A 25,177-nucleotide genomic window follows, 5' to 3' on the forward strand; every position below is an offset into this window, starting at 1 on the left:
CCGATCGCGCCGCACCACCGATTTCGCCGGATGGGACAGACCACCGCCACACCATCCGCCCCCACGCGGGGGTGATTGGGCGGGTGGGATAGATCACCGGCGCGCCGTGATGCGTTGACCGGGCTCTTGGGCGGGCTCTACGGTTCGTAGGACAAACTGCGGTGCCATGAGGGAAGCCGGTGGAAGTCCGGCACGGCCGCGCCACTGTGAGCGAGCTCTGCTCGTGAGTCAGGACGCTCGGGCACCAGCAGCCTTTCGAAGGGGACGCGCACTTCCCCAGGAGGTACAAGATGGCAGCTCCTGCCCGCTCGGTCGCCGTACCGGCATTCTCACCCCGGCTTCTCGCCCTCGCGCTGCTCAGCGTCGGTCTGATGCTTCTGCTCGCCTACCTGGTCGGGTTCGACCAGGGCGCGGTCTCCCAGTCCGGGATGTACCTGCACGAGCTGATGCATGACGGCCGGCACCTTCTCGGCGTGCCCTGCCACTAGATCTCATGCGCACCTTCGGATCGCTCCTGGTGCGCGGACTGATCGTCGGACTCTTCGCCGGCCTGCTGGCCGGAACTTTCGCGTACGTGATGGGTGAACCGCGTGTCGACGCGGCCATCGCGATCGAAGAGGCCGGTGCCGCGCACACCCACGACCATGGCGACAGCACTGAACCTGCCGCCGAAGAAGAGCCGCTCGTCAGCCGCGAAGGCCAGAAGGCCGGCCTCTTCCTTGCCACCAGCCTGTACGGCGTCGCCCTCGGCGGCATGTTCGCCGTCGGGTTCACCCTGCTCCGGCGCAAGCTCCGGACCGAGAACGACGCGTACGCCGCCCTCGGCCTGGCCGCGGCCGGATTCGTCGGGATGGTGCTGGTGCCGTTCCTCAAGTACCCACCGAACCCGCCCGCGGTCGGTGACCCGGACACGATCACCCGGCGGACCGTGACGTACCTCCTCACGCTGGTGATCGGCCTGCTCGCGGTCTGGGCCGGTGTCGCCGCGTCCCGCTGGGCCGAGCGGTACGGCGACCTCGCCCGGCTCGCCGGTGGGGTGATCGGCTTCCTCGTCACGATCGTGGCGGCGTACCTGATCCTGCCGCGAATCAACGAGGTTCCGGAGACGTTCCCGGCTACGCTGCTGTGGCAGTTCCGGTTCGCCTCGCTCGGTACGCAGGCGACGCTGTGGCTCCTACTCGGCTTTGGGTACGCCGCCACAGTGGACCGCCGGCTGGCTCGACAGAAGGTGGTCGCCGCTTGACGGCATTGACGCTGATCGCGCATGCCTTGACACCCGCGTTGCGTGGACTGGTGCTCGGTGGCGACGCCGAGCCGGATCCCGCGAGTGTCGAGGCTGCCCGCGAGCTGAAGCTCCACGCCGATGCGGTGTACGCCGGCCCCGAGCGGGCCGCCGTACGCACCGCTGAGGCGCTCGGCCTGACCCCGGTCGTCGAGTCGGCCCTCCGGGACCGCGAGTACGGCGACTGGGCCGGCCGGGGGCTCGAGGAGTTGCTCGCGGCGGATCCGGAGCGGGTGTCTGCCTGGCTCGAGCGCCCGCACACCGCGACCCCGGGCGGCGAGACCGAGAACGACGTCCTCGGCCGCGTGGCCGACTGGCTCGGGGACCTGGCCGAGCGCCACGACGATCGCAGCACGGTGCTGGCCGTCGTCCATCCCGCGATCGCCCGGGCCGTCGTCCTGTACGTCGTCGACGCGCCCGCTGAGTCGCTCCGCCACGTGGACGTTCGTCCGCTGGCCACCGTGAATCTCTCCCATCACACCGGCAACTGGTCCCTCGCCTTCCGCTGACCGGCTGGTCTTCTGACGTGTCAGACTGCCGGTGCCGGTCTCACGCTCAGGTGATCGGCAGTCACGGGGAGTCGCGATGGATCAGCTTGCCGAGCGGTACCGCGCCAACCACGGACGACTCGTAGCCGCCCGGGACCGCCTGCAGGCCGCGGTCGACGCGGGTGCCGCGACGGATGACGACCGACGGCGGCTGGGCACTGTTCTTGAACTTCTGACCCCGGTCATCGTCACGGCGGTGAATGCCGACGGCAAGGTCGTCGAGGTCCGGCGACCACGTCAGTTCCTCGAGGTGGATCCCGCCGGCCAGGGCCGGGCGGTGGAGGTGCACGGCGAGCTCGACCAAGCGCGGAACGTCGCGGTACTGGTCCCTGGGATGGGCAACAGCCTGGACACGTTCCGCGGGCAGTCCGACCGCGGCGACCTGATCCGGCAGGAGTCGGGACCGGGCACGGCCGTGGTGGTGTGGCTCGATTACGACTCGCCGCAGGGGCTGCCGGCGGCAGCGAGCAAGCAAGCGGCGCTGGACGGCGGGCCGCGGCTGGCGACCTTCCTGACCGATCTCGATCACCTGAAGACGCACGACGCGAAGAGCACGCTGATCGGTCACTCCTACGGCACCGACGTAGTCGGCCAGGCGCTGCTGAACGGTGGCCGGGCGGACAGGGTCGTCCTGACCGGATCGCCCGGAATCACGAAGTACATCGACGAGGCGGCCGATTTCGTACCGACCCCGACCCGCCTGTACGTCGAACGCGCGCCGGGGGACTATGTCGCGTACAGCGAGTGGCACGGCCCGGATCCGGCCACCTTTCCGGACGCGATCAGGATGGCGACCAACGATCCACTGGCCAACGACGAGGCGGTCTCGGTGCACTGGCACAACGAGTACTACCGACCCAACAGCGAGGCGCTGCGCAACATCGGCCGGGTGGTCCGGGGCGACCTGACCGCGATCACGACGACGAACACCAGTCGGTCGGCCGAGACCAAGTTGGCGCTCGGCGCCTCATGGGGTGGGGCCTTGAACGCGGTCGCGGGCGCCGCGTCGAAGGTGTACGACGGGGTTGTGTCACTCACCAAGCCGTCGCAGGACTCCGCCCGGGCCGCCGCGTCGAAAACCTCCGCCCAAGGCTTCACGTCACGCTCCCGGCAGCAGGAAGGGCCGCGCCGATGATCGCCGGACGGGAGTTCCTCCGGAACGAGTTGCTTGCGGTTGCGGCTGCCGTCGTACCGGATCAGCGACCGGTGGTCACGCACGACCCGGGACCGGTGAATCCGGCCGTTCTGTTCGACGGTCGCGGCCCGGCGACCGTCTTCAGGATCACCGTCGAGACCGGCGACCCGCAGGCCCCGGACCCGGCCGCTGCTGTCGACGCCGCGGCGGAAGCGTTCCGGGCCCGAGGGTGGACCGCCGAGGTCGCGCCCGAGGAGAGCGGTCACTACCGCGTGATCGCCGCCCGCGACGGGTTCGACGTCGCGGTACACGCCTGGTCGACGGACTGGCGGATCACGTTCACCGGGGAGACCCCGGTCGCGCCGTGACGCATCACGCCGTGACTCGGCGAGGCGTCAGGTCGTCGCGGCTCGTTCGGCGGCGCTGCGGAGTACGCAGAACTCGTTGCCTTCCGGGTCGTGCATGGTGACCCAGCCGGTGCCGTCGGGTTCGCGGTGGTCGTGGGCGATGGTGGCGCCGAGCGTGAGTAGCCACTCGAGCTCGGCGTCGCGTGGGCCGTCCGGCTCGAGGTCGAGGTGGACGCGGTTCTTGGCGGCCTTCTCGTCGTTGTTCCGTTCGAACAGCAGCGTCAGCTTGTCCGTCACCACCGCCGCGTAGGGATCCTCGGGGTGGTCGTCGTCGGGACGCGGTGCCTTGAGCACCTGCAGCCAGAAGCCGGCCAGTTCGTAGGGGTCATGGGCGTCGAAGGTCACGGTCCGCACGCGCGAAGTCATGCGCCGAAGACTACTTCCGGAACGCCAGGCGGTCAGGCGGAATATCGCCGTCCACGTACGGCGTGAAGCCGGCCTTGACCGCGATCTCGGTGAGGCCTTCGGGAAGCCAGCGATGGACGTACAGATCCATCGGCAGATCGCCGTACCCGGAAGTCTTGTGCGTGCTCTCGGTGCCGACGTGGAAGCCGAGCAAGAGGATCCCGCCGGGCGCGAGGACGCGGTGGAACTCGGCGAACGCCTGGGGTACGACGTCGCGCGGCAGGTGGATGATCGACCACCACGACAGGACGCCGCCGAGCCGGCCGTCGGGGAGGTCCAGCCCGGTCATCGAACCGACGCGGAAGTCCAGCTCGGGGTGATCCCGCCGGGCGACTGCGATCATCCCGGGGGACAGGTCGATCCCGGTCACCTGCACACCGCGCGCGGCCAGCAGGGCGGTCGTCCGGCCGGGCCCGCACCCGACATCGATGACCGGACGACCATCAGCCAGCTTGGCCAACAGGTCGAAGCCCTCAGGCTCCCAGTCCGCGCCGTCCTGCACGAGCTCGGCGTACGACGTCGCGACGGTGTCGTAGGAAGTGCGGATCCCCACCAGATGATCTGTCATGGCGCGACCTTAGAAGGCCGCGCCGACAGAAAATCAGGCCTTGCCGAGGGACTGCTTCTGCTTGCCCAGACCCTGGATCTCGAGCTCCATCGTGTCGCCGGGTGCCAGGTACGGGAAGCGGCCGGACAGCGCGACGCCCTCCGGGGTGCCGGTGTTCAGGATGTCGCCGGGGCTCAGGACCATGTACTGCGAGAGGTCGCGGATCAGCGCCGCCACGGAGAAGACCATGTCCCGGGTGTTCGAGTCCTGCCGCGCCTCGCCGTTCACCCAGGACTTCAGGGCCAGGTTGTCGGGGTCGACCTCGTCGGCCGGCACCAGCGCCGGGCCGAGCGGGTTGAACGTCTCGCAACACTTGCCCTTGGACCACTGCCCACCGGACTGCTCGATCTGGAAGGCGCGCTCCGACACGTCGTTCGAGACCGCGTACCCGGCGATGCAGGCCAGGGCCTCTTCGTCGGTCTCGACGTACCGGGCCTGCTTGCCGATGATGACGGCGAGCTCGACCTCCCAGTCGGTCTTGGTCGAGCCGCGCGGGACGAGCACCTCGTCGTCCGGCCCGACGACGGTGCTCGGGTGCTTGAAGAACACGATCGGCTGCTTCGGCGGCTCGGATCCGGACTCGGCCGCGTGGGCGGCGTAGTTCATGCCGATGCAGACCACCGCGCCCGGCCGGGCGATCGGAGCACCGACCCGTAGGCCGGCGACGTCGGCCGCCAGGAGTTCGCCGGCGTCGAGTGCGGCGCGCGTACGGGCGATGCCGTCGGAGGCGAGGAAGTCGCCGTCGATGTCGGCGGTGAGCGGGCTCAGGTCGTGAACGGTGCCGTCGGCGGCGCGCACGTACGGGCGCTCCTCACCGACCGCGCCGAGGCGCAGCAGTTCCACAGAAATCTCCCTGATGACGGTTCTGGTCCTGGGTGGCGGTCTAGTCCTGGTCGAAGATCGGGCGCAGCCGGGCCCGGGAGGCCTCGATGTGCGCCCGCATCGCCGCGGCCGCGTCCTCCGGATCGCCCTTGCGGACCGCGGTCACGATCGTCTTGTGCTCCCGCAACGCCTTCGTCGCGATGCCGCCACCGTAGTACAGCCGGAACAGGTGCAGGTGGCAGTGTGTCCGCGCAAAGGACAGCCGGGCCGTCTCGTTGCCGGACAGCTCCAGCACCAGGTCGTGGAAGCGCTGGTCGTGCGCCGCCATCGCCCGGTAGCTCTCGTACGCCGGCCGGTCGGGTACGTCGGTGTAGCTCAGCATCTCGGCCTTGAGCCGGGACAGGTCCTCGGCGCCCGCCCGCTCGGCGGCGCGCCCGGCACCCCACGGCTCGACGTGCAACCGGTACTCGAACAGGTCCTCGAACTCGGCCCGGGTCAGCCGGGAGGACACCCGGTACCCGCGCAGGGGCTCCTTGATCACGAGGCCGTCGGACTCCAGCCGCGCCAGCGACTCCCGGATCGGGGTCTGGGAGATGCCCAGCTCACGGGTCAGCGCGTCGATGTTCAGCCGGGTGCCCGGCTCGACCACGCTGTCCATGATCAGGCCCTTGACCGTCTCGTAGACGTCGTCGCTCAGCACCTGTCGCTGGGGCAGGCGCGCGAGCTGCCCCGCCAGACCCACATGCGCATCCGTCACAGTTGCTCCTCCCGAAGCCCTATTCTGCCCGACTCGCATCGTTACCTGGACGAGTCTTGACGCGTCCAGTGTGAGACGGCAGCATCAGGTTGGCAATATCCTATAGGATCTGGAGCCGCCCCGTGACCGTGTCACCCAGTCGGACCCCGCTTGCGGCGAGTACGGCGATCATCCACGCCGAGGCCTACCTGGTCGACCTGGAGGTCGAGACGGTCCGGACGGACGCGGTCCAGTCGTTCCTCAAGCAGGAGACGATCTTCGTGTCGCTGGAGACCGCGGACGGGCTGACCGGCCTCGGGTACTCCTACACGATCGGTACTGGCGGCACCGCCGTACTGGCTCTGCTGCGGGACCACCTGCTGCCCCGGCTGGCCGGTGCGGACGCCCGGAACGTCGAGGCGCTGTGGTCGGACCTGTTCTGGTCGACGCACGCGACCACGGTCGGTGCGATCACCTCGCTCGCGCTGGCGGCAGTGGACACGGCCTTGTGGGACCTCCGCTGCTTGCGCGCCGGTGAGCCGTTGTGGCGGCTGGCCGGTGGGTATCGGCAGCAGGTCCCGCTGTACGACACCGAGGGCGGCTGGCTGCATCTGACAACGGATGAGCTCGTCGCGGGCGCGCTCGCCTCGCAGAAGGCCGGCTGGCCCGGAGTGAAGCTCAAGGTGGGCAAACCACGGGCGCACGAGGATCTGGAGCGCTTGCAGGCGGTTCGGGACGCCGTGGGGCCGTCGCTGGACATCATGGTCGACGCGAACCAGTCGATGACCTATCCCGAGGCTCGGCGGCGGGCCGCGGCCTTCGAGGCGGTGGATCTGTCGTGGTTCGAGGAGCCGCTGCCGGCGGATGACGTGACCGGGCACGGCAGGTTGGCGGCGTCGACGTCGATCCCGATCGCCGTGGGGGAGTCGCTGTACTCGGTCTCCCAGTTCCGGGAGTACGTCGCCTCCGGTGGCGCCGGGATCGTCCAGGTGGACGTGGCCCGGGTCGGCGGGATCTCGCCGTGGCTGAAGGTCGCGCACCTGGCCGAGACGTTCAACCTCGAGGTGTGTCCGCACTTCCTGATGGAACTGCATGTCAGCCTGACGGCCGCCGTACCCAATGGGCGGTACGTCGAGCACATCCCGCAACTGCGGGCGATCACGTCGTCGGAGATGGCGATCGTGGACGGGCACGCGGTGGCACCGGACACGCCCGGGCTCGGGATCGACTGGAACCAGGACGCGATCGATGACCGGAGGGTTGGATGAACGGCATGAGCAGAGTCGACGCCCACCACCACATCTGGGACCTGACGATCCGCGAGCAGTCCTGGATGGTCGGGCCGGAGCTGGATCCGATCCGGCGCAACTTCTCCATCGACGACCTGGCTCCGCTGGCCGCGGCGGCGGCCGTCACCGCCACCGTCCTGGTCCAGACCGTCGGCCTGGTCGACGAGACCGTCGAGTTCCTGGAGGTTGCTGCTAGCAACGACCTGGTGGCCGGCGTGGTCGGCTGGGTCGACCTCACCGCGGACGACGTCGCCGAGGCGCTGGACGGTCTGCGCTCACGGCCGGACGGCTCGTACCTCAAGGCCATCCGCCACCAGGTCCACGACGAGCCGGACGTCGACTGGCTTCTGCGTCCCGACGTACAACGCGGTCTCGCGGCGGTCGCCGACGCCGGCCTGGCCTACGACCTCCTCACCAAGACCCCGCACCTTCCGGCCGCGATCCAGACTGTCCGCAACCTCCCACAACTGACCTTCGTCGTCGACCACATCTCCAAGCCGGTGATCGGCGAGCCCTTGGAGCCGTGGGCCGGCCACCTCCGCGAGCTGGCCGCCCTCCCCAACGTCACCTGCAAACTCTCCGGCATGGTCACCGAAGCCCCCTGGTCCACCTGGAAACCCGCAGATCTCCAGCCCTACGCCGACACGGTCCTCGACGCCTTCGGCCCCGACCGCGTCATGTTCGGCTCCGACTGGCCGGTCTGCCTCCTGGCCGCGACCTACGCCGACGTCACCGATACCGCCGAGGCCCTGACCACCGCCCTAACCCCCGCTGAACGCCAGTCCGTCTTCGCCACCACCGCCACCCACACCTACAACCTCTAGCTGTACTAACGCTTGACAAGCGCCGCGCCGGTCGGGGAGATTGGCCGAACGGCGCCGACCGGTCGCCGAGCCGTGGAACATCTGCCCCAGTCGGAGTTCCGTCGGTGAAGGGGAAGAGCCCTCTCGGTCGTCGATGTCAGCAGGCCATCTCTCAACACCGCGTCGCTGGGGGGCGAGGGTGTCATGAGGAGGCTTGTCATGACCAGGGACGGCAACTTCAAGAAGGTTGTCCGGCGTCACGCCGAAGAGACGGGGCAGCGCTACACCGAAGCGCTGACCGATCTAGAGGGTCTCAGTACCCGCATGCACCACGAGCCCGTTGCCGAGCGGCTGCTCGCCCACCTTCGGGATCACTACGGCATCGACCCGGTCGCGGCGACGAAGGTCAGTGTGCACAAGACCTACGTCTTCCGCATCGATCGGAATGACGGCGAACCATGGATCGCGCGTGCGTTCCCTCCGGCCCGGCCGAGGGCCGGCGTCGAGGGCGACGCCGCGATCCTGCGCTTCCTGGAGCGGCACGACTTTCCCGCGGAGCGTCTCGCCGTCGACGACGCGGTGTCCGACTTCGATGGCAGCGCGGTCCTCGTGACCCGGTTCATCGAAGGCGCCCCGCTTCCTGATGGTGCCGAGAAGTTCGCCATCATGGGTGAACTGCTCGGACGGCTGCACGCGCTGCCGCTCGACGACTCCGTCAGCCGCCCCGGCGGGGCGAGTGGTGAGGACCCCAGTCGTGAGGGTCGACCGCGTCAGGACCTGCTGGCCGCACTGTCGTTTCTCGACGCGGTGGACACGAAGGTCGCGGCGGCCGATCGCCAGCGATTCGAGCAGCTCCGCGACCAGGTGCGCTCGGCCGACGACGGTCAGGGTCTTCCCGAGGGCTTGCTCCACGGCAACCTCCTGCACGCTCCCGATCACGCGATCGTGAGCGCGCACGGATCGATGGCGATCAACTGGAAGGCGTCCGGGCGCGGACCGCGCCTCGCCGACTTCGCTTACCTGATCTGGGGCACCGGGAACTGGTCTCCTTCGAGACACACCAACGAAGAGTGGATCGACGCGGCCGTCAATGCCTACCGCCGGCACGTCGAGCCGACCGACGACGAACTCGACCGGCTCGAGGCGATGATGTACATCCGGCCGCTCTACCTCGTTGGCTTCAGTTACCGGCGTGCACTCGCCAACGGCGTGCCGTTCGACGAGTGGGCCTTCATCGAACCACCGGAGTACTTCAGCTCCACCGCCGCCGCAACCCGAGCCGCCTTCCGCAGATAGACGTTCGCGGCGATGGTGGGAGAGCTGAAGGTTCTCGGCGCGTCCGAGCACAACCTGCTCGACGTCGACGTCACGTTCGGTCCCGGCGTGACCGCCGTCGTCGGTGTGTCCGGCTCGGGGAAGTCGTCGCTGGCGTTCGACGTCGTCTACGCCGAGGCACGGCGGCGGTTTACCGAGTCGTTCGCCCTCGGACGTCGAGGGGCACGCGTTCCGGCCGCACAGGTACGCGGCATCGAGGGCTTGGGACCAGCGGTCGCGATTGCCCAGAACGTGCTCAACAACAACCCAGCTTCGACGGTGGCGACGTCGGTTGGCCTGCACCCGTTCCTGCGCATTCTGTACGCGCGATTCGCGGATGTGACCTGCCCGCGGTGCGAGGTGCCGGTTCGGTCGGTGTCGCGCGAAGAGCGGCTCGCGATCGCCTTGGACATGCTCGCGATCGCGGGCAGCCTGGACGTAGAGGTCGCGGTGGTGCGCGGGCTTCGCCGGAGCCACGCGCGTCTCCTCGCCGGCCTGCGCGGCCAGTTCGACGCGGTCACGATCGACGGCCGTCCGTGGGCTGCAACCACGTCGAGCCGCGTGCCGCGGCTTGACCCGGCGGTGCCGCACGATGTCGTCGTACGCGTCGCCACGCTCCAAGCGGGAGCGTCGGCGGCGGAGGTACGCGCCACCCTGGAGCGTGCTGACGCGTTGGGCTCGCCGGAGGTTCGTCTCGACGGCACGCCGGTGCTGCGGACGCCCGTCTGCCCGAGCTGCTCGGAGTGGGTCCGGCCGCTGGAGCCGATGGCGTTTCGAGACCCGGCCGTGGACACCTCGTCGCATCGCATCGCCGGCGTGACCTTGCCCGATTTGCTGGCTTGCTCGGTGAGCGAGGTTCTCGAGTTCGTCGAGCAACTTCCGGTCGGCCCGCGCGCGGCGCGCGTCGAGGACGAGCTGCTGCGGCGACTGCGGCCGATGGTCACGTTGGGGCTCGGCCACATCACCCTCGACCGATCGATGCCGACGCTGTCGCGCGGAGAGGCGCAACGGACCCGGCTGGCGGTCGTGCTCGGGGGCAGGCTCGAAGACCTGCTGCACGTCCTCGACGAGCCGACTATCGGGCTGCACCACACCGATCTCCAACGACTGCTGGATGCCATCGCATCGCTCTCCGGCCCCGTACTCATGGTCGAACACGACCGGGCCGCGATCGCGATGGCAGACGAGGTCGTCGAGATCGGCCCGGCTGGAGGCCGTGGCGGCGGCGAACTCGTCTTTCAAGGAATCCCCGCCGCGCTGTGGCGCGCCGACACCGCATCGGGCCGCGGCTTCTCGGTGCCAACCAGTGTCCGGCGCGCCCCTCGCGTGATCGGTGATCAGCGGATCGGCATCAGCGGCGCCGGCCCGCGCAACCTTCGCGGGGTCGACTGCGAGATCCCGCTCGGAGCGCTCACCGTCATCACGGGTCCGTCCGGAGCCGGCAAGACCACCCTCGCTCGTGACGTGTTGCTGGAGTCGATCCGAGCGCACGCGCCGGTCGGCTGCGCGACGTTCGACGCGCCCGCCGTGCGCGCGATCGCTGTCGACCAGAAGCCGCTGGGTAACAACCCGCGGTCGAATCCCGCGACGTACACGAAGGTCTTCGATCGCATCCGCGAGGTGTTCGCGAGCGAGACCGGGCGGTCGGCGTCGGAGTTCACGTTCAACCGGGCCGAAGGGGCCTGTCCCGAGTGCGAGGGGATGGGCGCGGTCGCGATCAGCCTGAGCTACCTCGCGCCCATGTGGGTCCCGTGCGAGACCTGCGAGGGCCGGCGCTACCGGCCCGAGGTCCTCGAAGCAACGTGGTCGGAACTCTCGATCGCAGACGTGCTGGCGTTGAGCGTCGACGAGGCCCACGCCGTGTTCGCCGAGCACCGGTCGGTGACGCGCCTCCTGGAGACCTTGCAGGAGGTCGGGCTCGGCTACGTGACGTTGGGCCAGCCGTCGCCGAGCCTGTCCGGAGGTGAAGCACAACGGGTTCGCCTCGCCCGCGAGGTGACCAAGGCCAAGACGGGCGACCTCGTGCTGCTCGACGAGCCCACCACCGGCCTCCACCCCGCCGACCTCGGCCGGCTGCTCACTGTGCTCGACAAGCTGACGGCCAACGGCTGCACTGTGGTTGTCGTCGAACACCACGCCGACGTGATCGCCTCCGCCGACTGGCGCATCGATCTCGGCCCGGGCGGTGGCCCTGATGGCGGACGCCTGCAGCACTGCGGCCCGCCCGTCGCCGAGAAACAACCAAGGGTCAGGCCCCGCGCGAAGCCACGCGCCGGCCGACGCTCGAGCGACGCGATCCGCGTGCGCGGGGCCCGCGCCCACAATCTGCAGGGTGTGGATGTCGACTTCGCGAAGGGTCGGTACACCGTCGTGACGGGGGTGTCGGGGTCCGGCAAGTCGTCGCTGGTCCGCGATGTCGTCGCGGCCGAAGCAACGCGGCGGTTGCTCGAGTGCCTGTCGGTGTACGAACGCCAGTCGGTGCGCGAGGGACCCGAAGCCCCGCTCGACTCGCTGACCGGGCTGGGGCCGACGATCGGCATCGACGCCTCCGGCATGATTTTCGACTCGAGGGGACCCGGCTTCCAGGTCTGGGATGCCGCCCGAGCGACCGTCGGCCGGTCGAGTGACCTCGACCGCCTGATCGCGCTGGTCATGGCGCGCGCCGGTGTGCGCACGTGCCTCGCGTGCGGCGACGACGACGTTCGCCGAGATTCACTGAGGCCCGATTCCGCGTGGACCTGCAGCGGTTGCGACACAAGGGCGGCGCCGATCGAACCGCGCCACCTCGTGGGATCGCCGGCATCCAGCTGTCCCCAATGCGTGGGACTCGGCGTTGAGCGACAGTACGAATGGGACAAGGTGATCGTGCGGCCCGACGCACCACTCGCCCGCTGCTTCGGCAGGGGTCTGGCGTGGTTCTGTCCTGAAGTAGTCGGCAGCAACGACGTGTTGCGTGCCCTCGGTGCGCGCTACCGGTTCGACCCGAGCACGAAGCCGTGGTCCGAGATGTCAGACGAAGCGCGCCACGCGGTCTTGTACGGCGACTCGTCCTGGGTCGGGCTGAACGACTGGGCTCAGCACGACCTGGGCGGCAAGGAGACGAACGCGTTCCCGTGTCGGGAGTGCGACGGCAAGCGGCTGCGCGCTCCCTACTTGGCGATTCGTCTTGACGGTCGCGACCGTGACGACTTGTTCTCGGCGTCGTTCGCCGAGCTCGAAGACGTACTGGTATCGATGGACGAGCCGGACGACGAACACGCGGCGCACGCCCGCACAGTTGCGTTGCATCGCCTCGGATTCCTGGGCTCTGTCGGGCTCGGCTACCTCCAGCTGGACCGGACGACCTGGACGTTGTCCGCGGGCGAGGCCCAGCGGATCAAGCTGGCGTCGGTGGTCGGCGGTGGTCTCGTCGGCATGACCGTTCTGCTCGACGAGCCATCCCGCGGCCTGCATCCCGCAGAAGTGAGTGCACTCGCTCAGACCCTGGCCGAGTTGCGCGACGCCGGCAACACCGTCATCGCCGTCGAACACGATCCGACGCTCATCCGCGCCGCCGACGACGTCATCGAGATCGGCCCTGGGCCCGGGCGAGCGGGCGGCCGCATCATCGATCTCGACAGTGCGGAGTCGGTCACCCGGGCAGTGCGCGACGGACACAACTCGATCTCTCGCCGCGCCCGCCGCGAGCCAACAGAGTGGATGCACGTCACCGGCGCGCGGGAGAACAACCTGCGCGGCCTCGACGTGCGCATCCCGCTCGGCGTGCAGGTCGGCGTGTGCGGTGTGTCGGGTTCGGGCAAGTCCTCACTCGTCGTCGACACGATCGCCCTGGGCCTGGTGCGACCGAAAACCGACATCCCCCACCGCGGTGTGGTCCGCGTAGAGCCAGGCATTCACGACGCCATCTCCGGCGCGCCGGAACGCACCGTCGTGGTCGATCAATCGCGTGCCGAGATCACCTCGCCCGGCGTCTTCCTCGGGCTGATTGACGGCGTTCGACGGGCATTCGCCGCAAGCGAAGCGGCCATCGAGCAGAGCATCACAATCAAGGACCTCGCGTACCGCTGCGATGCGTGCCGTGGCAAAGGAACCTGGCAGGAGGACATGTCGTTCCTCCCGTCGGTGACCCAGACCTGCGAGGCGTGCGGCGGCTCCGGCTATCGCCGCGAGGTAGCCGCCCTCGTCGAGCGGGGCCGAAGCCTCGCCGATATCGAAACCCTCACCATCGGCGAACTCGTCGAGGAGTGGGGCGATATCGACCGGGTGCGCCGCGTCGGCGACGCCGCCATAGCGCTCGGCCTCGGCTACCTGATCGTCCGCCAGCCGGGTTGGAGTCTGTCGGGAGGCGAAGCCCAGCGGCTCAAGCTCGCCAAGGAACTCGCTCGTCCCACGAAGGCCGGCACCCTGTACGTACTCGATGAGCCCACCGTCGGTCTGCAGGTCACCGATGTCGGGGTGCTCGCCCGCGCCCTCGACACGATCGTCGACGCCGGCAACACCGTGCTCGTCGTCGAGCACGACCCGATGTTGCTCGCCACCTGTGACTGGCTCATCGAACTCGGTCCGGGTGCAGGACCCCGTGGCGGCAAGACCGTCTTCGAAGGCCCACCGGAACAACTCGCCAAGGCCGACACCGCAACCGCGTCCTTCCTGTTCGAGGTCCTCAGGTGAACACGCTGCTGCTCGGAGACCCGTCCCCGTCGCTGCAGTGGCGTGCGGCGGTCGAGCTCGAGGGAATCACCGAAGACGATGACGACGTACGGGCGTCGCGCGCCGAGATCCGCGAGAGCGCCGCGGTCCGGTCGCACCTCGCGCGGCTTGAAGCCGCGCGCAACCGGCCCAAAGCCGCCGGCTACCTGCTCTGCCAGCTCGCGTACCTCGGCTACCAGGGTCCCGAGCTGCCCGCTGCGGTCGACGCCATCTTCGCCCACCAGCAACCGGACGGCTCGTGGCCACTGTGGCTCGACGACGACAGCGACCGTAAGCCCACACGGAAAGCGCAGCCGCCACCACCAGCCGACGGCCCGCGGTTCATCACCATGCAGACGGTCGTGCGCTTGCGGGGCATTGCCGCTGCGGGCTTCGCCACCGACCCTCGCGCGGAACGCGCCTACGAGTGGCTCCTCCGCGAACGGCTCCCGGACGGCTCCTGGCCGTCGGGACCCAAAGCCGACCTCGGCGGTCCCGGACGCCCATCGCCGGCGGAGAAGGACTACCGGCAACTGACCCGAGGCGCCGGATGCCGCTCGGCGACGACCGGCGCCGCCGCCTGCTTCGCGCTGCACCCCGAACGGAGACGATCCGACGCCGCCCGCATCGGTGTCGACCATCTCCTCGCACGCGAGACGCGAGACGAATCGACCCTCGGATGGGAAGTCTCCCGCCTGGTCGGGCTCGAACGGGCCATGGGACAGGTCACCTTCTACGTCACCTTCGATCCCGCCTTCCTCCTCGACCTGGCCTCCCGATGCGGCGTCTCCGCTGACGACCGCCGCGTACGCGACCTCGTCGCCTGGCTCGAGACCCTCCGAGGCCCCTACGGTCTCTGGGAACACCACGCTCACCCGCAGCTCTCCCGATGGCTCACCTTCGACCTCGAATGCAGCCTCCGCCGACTGGCCGACGGCGACTGGGTCGGCAACGAGGAACCGGCCGGCTTCACCCCCTACAAACGTGGCCGCCGCCGCTACTGAGCGGAGGGGGCGAACTCGACGCGGACGCCTAGGAGGCGGATGGGGCGGCGGAGTTCGAATTTGGTGAGGAGGGCCAGGGCGGTGGTGGCAATCACTTCTGGGTCTTGGGTTACTTCGGGGAGTTTGCGGCTCTTGATGGGGGTGTAGAAGGAGATGAAGCGGACCTTGACCCAGACGCGTTGGATGCTGCGGCCTTCGGCGACGACGTCGCGGGTGACCTCGACGGCGATGCGGCGGAGTTGCTCCTCGACGTCGGCTCGTTCGACGAGGTCTTCGGGGAAGGTCTCCTCGTGGCTGCGGGATATCGGCTCGCGGGGTACGTCGGTGACTTCGGTGTCGCCGAGTCCGCGGCCGAGAGCGGCGTACCAGGCTCCCATCTTCGGGCCGAAACGTTTGCGGAGGACATCGACGTCGGCGGCGGCCAGGTCGGCGATGGTGAAGACGCCTAGTTCGTTGAGGTTTCGCTCCATCCGGCTGCCGATGCCCCAGAGTTCGCGTACCGGCCGGTGGTCCATCACCTCGCGCCAGTTCGCGCCGGTCAGCCGGTAGACGCCGTCGAACTCGCGATGGCCGTCCTCTGTACTGGCGTGTTCGAAGGGCGCAGCGTGCGACCGCGGTTGCTTGGCGAAGGTCGTGGCCAGTTTGGCGCGGGTCTTGTTGTCGCCGATGCCCACCGAACAGGTGAGCGTCGTCCGGGCCTGTACGGCGGCGCGTAGGTCAACGGCCAGCTGTTCCGGATCGTCGGTCTCCGCGCCGACGAAGCACTCGTCCCATCCCCACACCTCGACCACCACCGGGAACGAGCGCAGCGTGTCCATCACCTCGGTCGACGCCGCTTCGTAGGTCGCGGGATCGGACGGCAGGAAGATCGCCTGCGGACACTTCTTGTACGCCGCTCGCACCGGCATCCCCGAGTGCACGCCGTACTCGCGCGCCTCGTACGACGCGGTAGCGACCACCTGCCGCGGTTGCGTGGGATCGCCCGACCCGCCGACCACCACCGGCAACCCGCGCAGTTCCGGCCGCCGCCGGATCTCCACAGCCGCGATGAACTGATCCATGTCCACATGCAGGATCCACCAGCTCATCAACACCCCCTGGGCTCGACAACCCAGCGTAGCCAGTCGGGGAGGCAGGGTCAGAGTTCTTTGCGCATCTGCTGGGAGGTGACGGTGTAGCCGAGGGACTCGTAGAGGCTGATGGCGGTGGAGTTGTCGCCGAAGACGTTGAGATCCAGCTGCTGGTAGCCGAGCCGGCGGCACTCCTCCTCGCCGGCGAGCATGATCGCGCGGCCGTAGCCCTTGCCGCGCTGCTTGCTGCCCACCTCGAGCCCGTAGATGAACGGCACTCGTGCCTTTGTGCTGATCCACAGGCTGCCGACCGGTTCCGAGCCGTCGCAGGCGATCCAGATCAGGTGGTGCTCGGTGGTGGTGCCGTCGGGCAGCAGCCGGGCGGTCTCGTCATGGGCGAGCGTCAGCGCCTCCTCGGGGTTCAGCCCGCGGGCCGGCCCGATGCCGGCCGCGAACGACTCGGCGGCGCGGTCCTTCCAGCCGGCGAACTCGGACTCGGTAATCGGGCGCAGGCTCACCGATGGCGTGGTCACCTGCTGACGATAGCCCGCCCGCAGGTTTGCCGACGGGTACTGGAGCAAGTGGCCGCGGTTGTGGAACCAGCCGCGCCGAACCCGATCGACCCCCGAGGTGCCCGACCATGTCAGCCAAACCCAGGACCCTGTCATGAGGCGGCGGAAACCGCCCGCCGGTGTGGTGAGCAAGGCGCCAGACGGCCTGCCGTCCCCGTTGTTCGAGAACTGGGCCTGGCAGGAACGTGCCGCCTGCGCCGACGTCAACCCCGAACTGTTCTTCGCCGCCGAGGCCGAGCGCGGCCCGCGCAAGCACGCCCGTGAAGTGATCGCCAAGTCGCTCTGCAAGACCTGCCCGGTACGGCGGGAGTGCCGCGAGCACGCCCTGGTCGTCGGGGAGGCCTACGGCGTGTGGGGCGGCACCACCGAGGAGGAACGCGAACCCACCCTGCACACCCGCCATCACTAATCTGCCGGCACGGAGCCGCTGACACTCAGTCGAAGAGTTCCTCCAGGAAGGACTTTTTCTTCTTGCGGGGGTGCTGCTGGTTGCCGTACCGCGGGTCGTAGCGGCGGTCGTCGTCGCGCCGCCGATCGTCGTCGTACCGGCGGTCGTCGTCGTACCGCTTCTTCTCCTCGTACCGCGGCTGCTGCGGTGAGTTGTACCGCAGCTCCGCGTCGACGAGCCGCTCCAGCTCGCCCCGGTCGAGGAAGATCCCGCGGCACTCGCCGCACTGATCCACCGTCACACCACTACGTTCGTACGTGCGCATCGCGCCACGGCACTTAGGACACGTCAGGCTCTCCATCCAGCAACCCTAAGTGACGAATTCCCCGCGCTGCCGCGCTTTCAGCCAACTCTCAGGAACTTCAGAGCCCAACTCTCAGGATCACTTGAAGCGGGTGAGGAAGTTCTTCAGGATCGGGCCGGCGGCGTGCGAGCCGGACTCGCCGCCCTCGACGATGACGGCGAAGGCCACGTCGCCGCGGTAGCCGGCCATCCAGGCGTTGGTGATGACCTTGCCGCCCGAGACGAGCTCGGCGGTGCCGGTCTTGGCGGCGACCGCGCCGTTGCCGGCCAGCACCTTCGCGGTACCACCGGTGACCGTCGTCCGCATGAAGGTCCGCAGCGCGGCAACCGTTGCTGCAGGCAACGGAGAGGCGGCCGCCCCGGCCGCGTCCTTGCCCGGAACGAGGACCGGCTTCATCGCGGTGCCGTGGTCGACCGTCGCCGCGACCAGCGCGATCGCCAGCGGGCTCGCGGTGACCGTGCCCTGGCCGATCATCGACGCGGCCTCGGCGACGTCGTCCTTGGGGGCAGGCACCTGACCGCCGTACGCCGAGATCGACAGGTTCAGGTCCCGCCCGATGCCGAACATCGCCGCGGCCTTGGTCATCCCGTCCTTCGGCAGCCGCGCGTGCTGCGAGATGAACGCGGTGTTGCAGGACTCGTTGAACGCCTTCTGCATCGTGCCCGCGCCGTACGCCGCGAGCCCGTCGTAGTTCTTGAACGTCTTGCCGAAGACGTTGATCGTGTTCGTGCACGGCAGCGCGGTCGCCGCGGTCTCACCACTGCCCAGCAGTGCCGCCGAGGTGACGATCTTGAACGTCGACCCCGGCGCGTAGCGACCCTGGAAGGCGCGGTTGTAGCTCGCCACCTGCGGGCCGTTCGCCGCGGCCAGGATCTGCCCGGTCGACGCCTGGACGGCGACCAGTGACGCGGGCAGCTTGCTCGTCGCCAGCGCCGCCTCGGCGTAGCGCTGCAGGTTCACGTCCAGGGTGGTCTTGACCGGCTTCCCCGCGGTGCCCTTCTGGCTGAACACCGTGTCGATCGTCAGCTTGGTCTTGCCGTCGCGCAGCGTGACCGTCCCACCCGGGGTCCCGGCGAGCTGCTGCTGGAATGCGTACTGCAGGCCGGTCGTCCCGACCTGATCCTGCGCCGACGCGGTCGGACCCGCGTTCTTCAGCGACTCAGCGGTCGCCGTCTTCATCGTGCCGAGGATGGACCGGGCGAACGTCGCGGTCTCCGGCAGCGACTGCGTGCCGCCCATCGTCAGCACACCGGGGAGTTTGCCCATGGTCGGCCGCAGCGCCTCCCACTGCTCGGCCCGGATCGTGATCGCGTCGACGAACTGGCCGGCCGGTGCGGCCTTCGCGCGGGCGGCGAGCTTCGCGCCGTCCACCTGGAGATTCTTGGTGAAGGCGGCGTACGTCGCGGCCGTCGCCACGGTGCCCGAGGCGACCCCGACGATGACGACCGGACGGTTCGCGGTCAACGCGACGCCGTTGCGGTCCAGGATCGAGGCGCGGGCGGGCAGTGCGCGGACCCGCTTGAGGTAGTTCGCGTCGCCGAGACCCGGGTAGATGGTGTCGCCGGAGGCTTTGATCTTCCACACGTCGCCGGTCTTCACGGCGGTCGCCGTACTGGTCCACTTCATCGCGCCGATGCCGCGGAGCTGGGCCTCGACGGCGAGCTCCTGCGTGCAGTTGTTGCCGTCGCTGCACTTCGGGTCGCCCTGCGGTGCGACCGTCACGGTGCTGGCGACCAGCGCCGTGTCCACGTCGTCGAGCCGCTTGGCGAACACCGTCGGGTTGTCGGTGAGCGCGCCGGCCGCGTCGGGCTTCCCGTCCGGCGCCCACGCCTTGACCCAAGCGTCGGCGAACTGCTTGATCACCGCGGCCGAGGCCTGCTTCTCGTCGTTCGGGTCTGGCTTTCCGTCGCCTGATTTGCTGTCGGAGCAACCGGCGGTGATCAGCAGACTACTCAAACAGACGATCGCAGTGGTTCGCTTCACGTTCTCAACTCTCGCACGACGACGGATGGACACCGGGCACAGTCTTCGGCGTGTGGCATTGCGGCCACGAGGGCGAAACTACTCAACCCGTGCAAGTACGACGCCGGATCCGGCGCCTGAGTTGGCAGCTACCCGGTGGATCGCCCGGATGAATCGGGAGCAAGAGGCAGAAGGTATCGGGATTCTGGAACCGTGGTCCAGGTCCGGCACCCGCGGCGTATTCTGCGGCCTTGTGACCCGCCTTGCTCTGCACAGCCGGCTGATTCCCGGAACCGAAGAGGCCTACGAGCTCGAGCACGCTCGTGTCTGGCCGGAACTGATCACCGTGATGCGCGCCGCCGGCATCACCGACTGGTCCATCTGGCGCAGTGGCCGCGACCTCTTCCACCTGGTCGTGTCGGACGACTTCGAGGCCGCCGTCGCCCAGCTGAAGACGGACCCGGTCGATCAGCGCTGGCAGCAACACATGAGCCAGTTCGTCGAAGGCTTCGCCGAGAACCCCGAAGGCGTCGCCGGCCAGTCGCTGCGCCACGTCTGGACCATGAGCGAACAGCAGGACTAGTACATCTCCCACACCAGGAGCTCGGCGCCGTTCGGGCCTGCGGTGATGCGACGGCCGTCCCCGTCGGTCAGTCGTACGGCGTCCGCCGTACCCAGGTCGCCCGCGGCTTCGAGGGCGGCCGTGCCCTGGGCGATGAAGAGATGCACGTACGGCGCTGCCGGGAGGGCGACCGCTTGGCCCGGGGCGAGGCGGGCGACCGACATCCCGGCGGAGCGCTGGTTGATGCGGATCGCCGTACTGGCGGCGTGCTGAGGGAGACCGGAGGCGATGGGAACCAGCTCGCCGGTGCCGAGGTCGAGCTCGGCCTGCTGGTACGACGGTGGCAGGTCGAAACGGTCCGGGCGGACCCACATCTGGACGTAGCGGACCGGGTCGACGGAGTCGTTCCACTCGGAGTGCTGGATGCCGGAGCCGGCGCTCATCCGCTGGGCCAGGTCCGGGTAGACGACGCCGCTGTTCCCTTCCGAATCACGATGCGCCAAGGCGCCCCGCAGTACCCAGGTGACGATCTCGAGGTCCTGGTGCGGATGCGTCTCGAACCCGGTGCCGGGGGCAACTGTTTCGTCGTTGTGCGCGAGCAGGAAGCCGAACCCGACGTTCGCCGGATCGTAGTGTGGCCCGAACGAGAACGAGTGCCGCGACTCCAGCCACTCGGACGAGGTCACGAATCTGTCGCCCGCCCGCCGGATCTCCATGGGTACTAGTAATACCCCTTCTGGCCGTCCAGGAGCTCACGCATGGTGTCCAGGTGCCCGACGTGCCGGGCGGTCTCCTCGACCATGTGGATCACCATCCACCGCAGCGTCGGGCTGTATTCCGGGTCCTTGCCGACGTCGTCCAGCGAGTGGGCGGCGGTGATCTCGTTCGACTGCGCGCACTGCGCCTCGAACTCGTCCAGCAGCCGTGTCAGCGGTACGTCGTCGACCATCCAGTCGGCGTCGTCCGGCAGATCCTTGCGGAACTGCGGGTTCGTGTCGGAGGGCTCACCGAGAAAGATCACGTTGAACCAGCAGTGCTCGGTCCAGCGCATGTGCGACACCAGTCCGGCCGGCGTCATCATCGGCGAGTCCGGCAGCACCGAACGGTGCTCGTCCTCGGCCCGCAGGCCCTCGAGCTTCCAGCGGACCAGCGCCCGCTGCAGATCCAGCCAGCCGATCAGCTGCGTGCGCTCATCCGCCACCAAGGGCGGCCGTTCCCGGGAAAGAGTCATGCCGGGACCGTAGCCGAGCGCGGGATCAGCGGCACCCGCATAAAAGAGGGACTGCGCCGCTCGGTGGGCGGCGCAGTCCCGGACGTGGGGCTGGGGTCAGCCGGTGGGGTTGCCGTTGTCGGAGCCCAGGGTGGCGGTGACGGTCTGGGTCTTGCCGTCGCGGGTAAAGGTCACCTTGACCTCATCGCCCGGGCGGTGCGATCGGACCGCGGCGACCAACGCGTCCCCTGACGCGATCGCCTTGCCGTCGACAGTGGTGACCACATCACCAGACTGCAGACCGGCCTTGTCCGCCGCACCGCCGGACGTTACCTCGCCGAGGCGTGCTCCGTTCGTGAGCCCGTCGGACGCCTGCGCGTCGCCGACCTGTACGCCGAGCCGCGCATGCGTGGCCTTGCCCTTGGCCACCAGCTCGTCGATGATCGGCTTGGCCTGGTCGATCGGGATTGCGAAGCCCAGGCCAATGTTTCCGCCTTCGGATTGTCCCGATCCTCCGGCGGTCTTGATCGCGCTGTTGATTCCGACCACCTGGCCGGCGAGGTCGATCAGGGCGCCGCCCGAGTTACCGGGGTTGATCGCGGCGTCCGTCTGAATTGCTGGGAAGACTGTGGTGCTGTCCTGCTGCTCGTCGCCCGACGTCACTGGCCGGTTCAGCGCCGAGACGATGCCGCTCGTCACGGTCGCCTCCAAGCCGAACGGCGAACCGATCGCGACCACGCCTTGCCCGACCGCGAGCTTGCCGCTCTGGCCCAGCGTGGCCGGGGTCAGGTCGGTCGCCTCCGCGTGGATGACAGCCAGGTCGGTCAGCGGGTCGGTGCCCTTGACCGTGGCCGGTACCGTCCGGCCGTCGTTCAGCATCACGGTGATGGTCGCGCCCTGTCCGGCGCCGGCCACCACGTGGTTGTTGGTGACGATCAGGCCGTCCTTGCTGATCACGATGCCGGAACCGGTCGCCGCGCCCTGCGAGGTCGCGACGGCGATCTTCACCACGCTCGGCAGCACCTTCGCGGCGGCGTTCTGCACCGAGCCGTCCGGAGCCGAGGCGGGAGCCGCCTGGTTGCCGTTCAGCGGAGCCGTCGTCGACGGAGTGTTGGCCGTGGAGTCGTTGGTGGCCGAGTACACCGCGGCGCCGCCGACTCCGCCGGCGGTGCCGACCAGGAGGGCGGTCAGCGCCACCAGCGCGAGTCCGCGCCGCTTCGGCTTGGCCGCCGTGGCGGCCGGTGCCTGCGGCTGCGGACCGTAGGGCCAGTTCGGGCCCGGAGACGTCCCCTGATGCGTCCCCGGCGCACCGAACTGCGGGTAAGCACTCCCACCTGTTGGGTGCTGACCCGGCCGCTGCTGCCCACCAAGCGGTGCGAACTGCTGCTGCTGATGCTGTCCGTACATCGGCATCTGCTGCGTCCGCTCCGGCCCCTGCGGTTGCTGCGGGTTCTGGCGGGGCTGGTTCTGCGGCTGCTGCGGCGTGTTCTCACTCATAGCGAATACTGTGGCGGCCGGACCTGAGAAGGCCCTGAAGATCCCCTCGGAGCTGTCGAAGAACTCCATGAAGATCCTCTGAAGGATCAGTCAGGATCTTTTCAGACGGTTTGCGTACGACGTCGCGGCGCGCTAGCGGGTACGACGTCAGCGGGTCTGCGTCGCGGCGTGCGGCAGCCACAGCGTGAACTGCGCTCCCGCGCCGGGGGCGTTGCGCGCGTAGATCATCCCGCCGTGCTGCTCGGCCGCATGCTTCACGATCGCGAGTCCCAGGCCGGATCCAGGCCGGCTACGCGCCTCGCTGGAGCGGTAGAACCGTTCGAACACATGCGGCAGATCCGCCTCGGCGATCCCCGGCCCGGAGTCGGTCACCGTGAGTACGCCGTCGAGCAGGCGGACCGTGACGAGCCCGACCGGCTGGCCGTCGCTCCGCGGCGTGACACCCTCCGGCACGCTGTACTTCGCGGCGTTGTCGAGCAGGTTCATCACAGCGCGGCCGAGCAGTCGCTCATCACCCCACACCGGGAACGGAGTGAGCTGGACGTCCCACTCCAGCCCCGGCGCCCGGCGCCGTACCTTGATGATCGCGTCCTCGACCACGTTGGACAGCTCGATCAGCTCCGCGTTCCGCACCTGCGGGGTGTCGCGGGCCAGTTCGGTGAGGTCACCGATCAGCGTGGTCAGCTCGTCCATCTGCGCGCGTACGTCGTCCAGCAGCTGCTGGCGATCCTCCGGCCGCAGGCCGCCGCGCTTGTCGGCCTGAGCGAGCAGGTCGAGGTTGGTCCGGATGCTGGTGAGCGGCGTACGCAATTCGTGCCCCGCGTCACCCACGAGCCGCCGCTGCCGGTCCTGCGACCGCGCCAGCGCCGCGAGCATCGCATTGAACGCCTGCGCCAACCGCGAGATCTCATCGGACCCGGTCACCGGAATCGGCTGCAAGTCTTCGGTTCGCGCGACATGCTCAGCTGCCCCGGTCAGCCGCGCGAGCGGTCTGAGCCCGGACCGGGCGACCGCGTTGCCGACGAGCGCGGCGCCGATGACGCCGATCAGGCCGAAGGCCCAGAGCACGATGCCGAGGTTGTGCAACGTCTGGTCGATCGCACCCAGAGACTGCGCGACGACCAGCGCCGACGGCTGGAACAGATCCGGGTCGGCCCGGCAATTGAACTGGGCCGGACAGTAGTGAGCGGGTACGGCGACCACCCGGAAATGTGAGCCGTTCCGGACGCCGACGGTCCGCAGACTGGCGTCGGCGCCCTGGGCCCGAGCGATGGCGAGCTCGTCCTGTCCCATCGGCGGGAGCACGCTGTCCTCGGCGCCGAACGTCTGCCCGTCCGCACCGATCATCCCGACCTGGATATCGCTCAGGCCGAGCGCGTCGGGTGGGATGTTCTGCAGATTCTGGAGGTTGGTCAGCACACCCTTCTGGGCGGCCTGGCTGGCCCGGAGGATCAGGCTGTCGTCCAGGTTCTGGTACATCTGCTGGCGCACGGTGACGTACGCCGCGACACTCACGATGGCGACCGCGAGTCCGACCGCGACCGCCGCGAGCATGGTGACCCGGGCGTGCAGACTCAGCTGGTGGAGTTTCTCGTTCCACCAGGTCTGGGTACGGGCAGCCGTCGCCACCACCCGATTCCCGTTGCCGTTGAGAACCAGCGGGGGCGCGGGCTGCCGCGGGGCGGCCGGCTCACGCCGGTCGGCGTACGAGGGGAATTCTTCGGGGTGTTGACGGCTCACGGTGGGGTGTCTCTCAGGACGTACCCGATGCCGCGGACGGTGTGGATCAGGCGGGGAAGGTCGTTCACCTCGGTCTTGCGGCGGAGGTAGCCGATGTAGACCTCGAGGGAGTTGGCGGTGGTCGGGAAGTCGTAGCCCCAGACCGCGTCCAGGATGACCGCGCGCTCCAGCACCCGGCGCGGGTTGCGGATCAGCAGCTCGAGCAGGGAGAACTCGGTCCGGGTGAGCGGGATCGGTACGTCGCCCCGGTGCACCTCGTGCGCGTCCACGTCGACCACGAGATCGGCGTACTGCAGCACCTCGCCGCGCTGGCCGCCCTCACCGGGCGTGGTGCTGCGGCGGAGCAGGGCGCGCAGCCGGGCCAGCAGTTCCTCGAGCGCGAACGGTTTGGTCAGGTAGTCGTCGCCGCCGGCGTCCAGGCCGTCGACCCGGTCCGCGACCGCGTCCCGCGCGGTCAGCACCAGGATCGGCACATTGTTGCCCGCGGCCCGCAAGGCCTTGGTGGTCTCGAGCCCGTCCAGGCGCGGCATCATCACGTCCATCACGACGACGTCCGGCTCGACGTTGCCGATCACCGCGAGCGCCTCGGCCCCGTCCGCGGCGGTCACCACCTCGAAGTCGTTGAACTCCAGCGAACGGCGCAGCGAGTCCCGGACCGCCCGGTCGTCGTCCACCACCAGTACCCGCATCGTCTTCCTCGCTCCGCTCGAAGTTCCGCCTCGACAGTAGGCCGTCAGTTTGAGAATCGCCTGAGAACCCGCTGATCACTAC

The 25,177-nt window shown here is 69.1% G+C and carries 25 protein-coding genes and 1 riboswitch; of the genes, 12 read left to right on the forward strand and 13 right to left on the reverse strand.

Annotated features, from left to right (window positions below):
• The first annotated feature begins 171 nt into the window (after positions 1-171).
• Positions 172-237: riboswitch (cobalamin riboswitch) on the forward strand.
• 53 nt (positions 238-290) lie between these two features.
• The 5 genes from AB0E63_RS04415 to AB0E63_RS04435 all read left to right on the forward strand — a co-directional run bounded on the left by AB0E63_RS04415 (position 291) and on the right by AB0E63_RS04435 (position 3,333).
• On the forward strand, positions 291-488 hold the full coding sequence (locus tag AB0E63_RS04415) for a CbtB-domain containing protein (RefSeq protein ID WP_360361215.1): 198 nt from the start codon (positions 291-293) through the stop codon (positions 486-488).
• Between the two features lie 5 nt (positions 489-493).
• Complete coding sequence (locus tag AB0E63_RS04420) at positions 494-1,243, forward strand: CbtA family protein (RefSeq protein WP_360361218.1); 750 nt, start codon at positions 494-496, stop codon at positions 1,241-1,243.
• The gene (locus AB0E63_RS04425; RefSeq protein ID WP_360361220.1) at positions 1,240-1,791 is read left to right on the forward strand and encodes a histidine phosphatase family protein; all 552 of its coding nucleotides are present in this window, start codon (positions 1,240-1,242) and stop codon (positions 1,789-1,791) included. The genes AB0E63_RS04420 and AB0E63_RS04425 overlap by 4 nt, the downstream gene beginning before the upstream one ends.
• A 76-nt stretch (positions 1,792-1,867) precedes the next feature.
• A complete protein-coding gene (locus AB0E63_RS04430; protein ID WP_360361223.1) occupies positions 1,868-2,965 on the forward strand; it encodes an alpha/beta hydrolase in 1,098 nt (365 codons plus the stop codon).
• Positions 2,962-3,333, forward strand: coding sequence for a hypothetical protein (locus AB0E63_RS04435; protein WP_360361226.1), 372 nt, complete (start codon positions 2,962-2,964; stop codon positions 3,331-3,333). The genes AB0E63_RS04430 and AB0E63_RS04435 overlap by 4 nt, the downstream gene beginning before the upstream one ends.
• 27 nt (positions 3,334-3,360) lie before the next feature.
• Here AB0E63_RS04435 and AB0E63_RS04440 read toward each other — a convergent pair whose 3' ends face one another.
• From AB0E63_RS04440 to AB0E63_RS04455, 4 genes are read right to left on the reverse strand one after another with little or no spacing between them, the layout of a single operon-like run.
• A complete protein-coding gene (locus AB0E63_RS04440; RefSeq protein WP_360361229.1) occupies positions 3,361-3,738 on the reverse strand; it encodes a VOC family protein in 378 nt (125 codons plus the stop codon).
• A 10-nt stretch (positions 3,739-3,748) separates the two neighbouring features.
• Positions 3,749-4,345 (reverse strand): class I SAM-dependent methyltransferase, encoded by a 597-nt coding sequence (locus AB0E63_RS04445; protein WP_360361232.1) that lies wholly within the window; start codon positions 4,343-4,345, stop codon positions 3,749-3,751.
• Positions 4,346-4,378: 33 nt separating this feature from the next.
• A complete protein-coding gene (locus AB0E63_RS04450; RefSeq protein WP_360361235.1) occupies positions 4,379-5,227 on the reverse strand; it encodes a fumarylacetoacetate hydrolase family protein in 849 nt (282 codons plus the stop codon).
• Positions 5,228-5,267: 40 nt separating this feature from the next.
• Positions 5,268-5,963 (reverse strand): GntR family transcriptional regulator, encoded by a 696-nt coding sequence (locus AB0E63_RS04455; RefSeq protein WP_360361238.1) that lies wholly within the window; start codon positions 5,961-5,963, stop codon positions 5,268-5,270.
• Positions 5,964-6,085: 122 nt separating this feature from the next.
• On the opposite strand from AB0E63_RS04455, the gene AB0E63_RS04460 reads away from it, so the two are divergent.
• The 5 genes from AB0E63_RS04460 to AB0E63_RS04480 all read left to right on the forward strand — a co-directional run bounded on the left by AB0E63_RS04460 (position 6,086) and on the right by AB0E63_RS04480 (position 15,041).
• On the forward strand, positions 6,086-7,210 hold the full coding sequence (locus AB0E63_RS04460; protein WP_360361240.1) for a mandelate racemase/muconate lactonizing enzyme family protein: 1,125 nt from the start codon (positions 6,086-6,088) through the stop codon (positions 7,208-7,210).
• Between the two features lie 5 nt (positions 7,211-7,215).
• The gene (locus tag AB0E63_RS04465; RefSeq protein ID WP_360361243.1) at positions 7,216-8,055 is read left to right on the forward strand and encodes an amidohydrolase family protein; all 840 of its coding nucleotides are present in this window, start codon (positions 7,216-7,218) and stop codon (positions 8,053-8,055) included.
• A gap of 198 nt (positions 8,056-8,253) precedes the next feature.
• On the forward strand, positions 8,254-9,330 hold the full coding sequence (locus AB0E63_RS04470; protein ID WP_360361245.1) for a phosphotransferase: 1,077 nt from the start codon (positions 8,254-8,256) through the stop codon (positions 9,328-9,330).
• Positions 9,331-9,342: 12 nt separating this feature from the next.
• Positions 9,343-14,019, forward strand: a complete 4,677-nt coding sequence (locus AB0E63_RS04475) for an ATP-binding cassette domain-containing protein (protein WP_360361247.1) — start codon at positions 9,343-9,345, stop codon at positions 14,017-14,019.
• Positions 14,016-15,041 carry a prenyltransferase/squalene oxidase repeat-containing protein gene (locus tag AB0E63_RS04480; protein WP_360361250.1) on the forward strand — a complete coding sequence of 342 codons (1,026 nt, stop codon included), beginning with the start codon at positions 14,016-14,018 and terminating at the stop codon, positions 15,039-15,041. Before AB0E63_RS04475 ends, AB0E63_RS04480 begins: the two co-directional genes overlap by 4 nt.
• Here AB0E63_RS04480 and AB0E63_RS04485 read toward each other — a convergent pair.
• Positions 15,035-16,129, reverse strand: coding sequence for a DNA polymerase IV (locus AB0E63_RS04485; protein WP_360361252.1), 1,095 nt, complete (start codon positions 16,127-16,129; stop codon positions 15,035-15,037). The genes AB0E63_RS04480 and AB0E63_RS04485 overlap by 7 nt on opposite strands.
• A 50-nt stretch (positions 16,130-16,179) precedes the next feature.
• A complete protein-coding gene (locus AB0E63_RS04490) occupies positions 16,180-16,644 on the reverse strand; it encodes a GNAT family N-acetyltransferase (RefSeq protein WP_360361255.1) in 465 nt (154 codons plus the stop codon).
• A gap of 133 nt (positions 16,645-16,777) precedes the next feature.
• On the opposite strand from AB0E63_RS04490, the gene AB0E63_RS04495 reads away from it, so the two are divergent.
• A complete protein-coding gene (locus AB0E63_RS04495; RefSeq protein ID WP_360361258.1) occupies positions 16,778-17,092 on the forward strand; it encodes a WhiB family transcriptional regulator in 315 nt (104 codons plus the stop codon).
• Between the two features lie 25 nt (positions 17,093-17,117).
• Here the strand turns inward: AB0E63_RS04495 and AB0E63_RS04500 are convergent, their stop codons facing one another.
• Complete coding sequence (locus AB0E63_RS04500; protein ID WP_360361261.1) at positions 17,118-17,432, reverse strand: zf-TFIIB domain-containing protein; 315 nt, start codon at positions 17,430-17,432, stop codon at positions 17,118-17,120.
• Between the two features lie 81 nt (positions 17,433-17,513).
• Complete coding sequence (locus AB0E63_RS04505) at positions 17,514-19,418, reverse strand: penicillin-binding transpeptidase domain-containing protein (RefSeq protein ID WP_360361264.1); 1,905 nt, start codon at positions 19,416-19,418, stop codon at positions 17,514-17,516.
• Positions 19,419-19,650: 232 nt separating this feature from the next.
• On the opposite strand from AB0E63_RS04505, the gene AB0E63_RS04510 reads away from it, so the two are divergent.
• A complete protein-coding gene (locus tag AB0E63_RS04510; RefSeq protein ID WP_360361267.1) occupies positions 19,651-19,980 on the forward strand; it encodes an L-rhamnose mutarotase in 330 nt (109 codons plus the stop codon).
• Here AB0E63_RS04510 and AB0E63_RS04515 read toward each other — a convergent pair.
• The 5 genes from AB0E63_RS04515 to AB0E63_RS04535 all read right to left on the reverse strand — a co-directional run bounded on the left by AB0E63_RS04515 (position 19,977) and on the right by AB0E63_RS04535 (position 25,095).
• A complete protein-coding gene (locus tag AB0E63_RS04515; protein ID WP_360361270.1) occupies positions 19,977-20,675 on the reverse strand; it encodes a pirin family protein in 699 nt (232 codons plus the stop codon). The two genes, AB0E63_RS04510 and AB0E63_RS04515, sit on opposite strands and share 4 nt — an antisense overlap.
• A 5-nt stretch (positions 20,676-20,680) precedes the next feature.
• Complete coding sequence (locus tag AB0E63_RS04520) at positions 20,681-21,190, reverse strand: DinB family protein (protein ID WP_360361273.1); 510 nt, start codon at positions 21,188-21,190, stop codon at positions 20,681-20,683.
• Between the two features lie 96 nt (positions 21,191-21,286).
• Positions 21,287-22,666 (reverse strand): trypsin-like peptidase domain-containing protein, encoded by a 1,380-nt coding sequence (locus AB0E63_RS04525; RefSeq protein WP_360361275.1) that lies wholly within the window; start codon positions 22,664-22,666, stop codon positions 21,287-21,289.
• Between the two features lie 147 nt (positions 22,667-22,813).
• On the reverse strand, positions 22,814-24,406 hold the full coding sequence (locus tag AB0E63_RS04530; protein WP_360361278.1) for a HAMP domain-containing sensor histidine kinase: 1,593 nt from the start codon (positions 24,404-24,406) through the stop codon (positions 22,814-22,816).
• Positions 24,403-25,095, reverse strand: a complete 693-nt coding sequence (locus AB0E63_RS04535; RefSeq protein WP_360361281.1) for a response regulator transcription factor — start codon at positions 25,093-25,095, stop codon at positions 24,403-24,405. The genes AB0E63_RS04530 and AB0E63_RS04535 overlap by 4 nt, the downstream gene beginning before the upstream one ends.
• Positions 25,096-25,177: the final 82 nt, after the last annotated feature.

The sequence above is a fragment of the Kribbella sp. NPDC026596 genome (assembly GCF_040638415.1).
Classification (GTDB): domain Bacteria; phylum Actinomycetota; class Actinomycetes; order Propionibacteriales; family Kribbellaceae; genus Kribbella.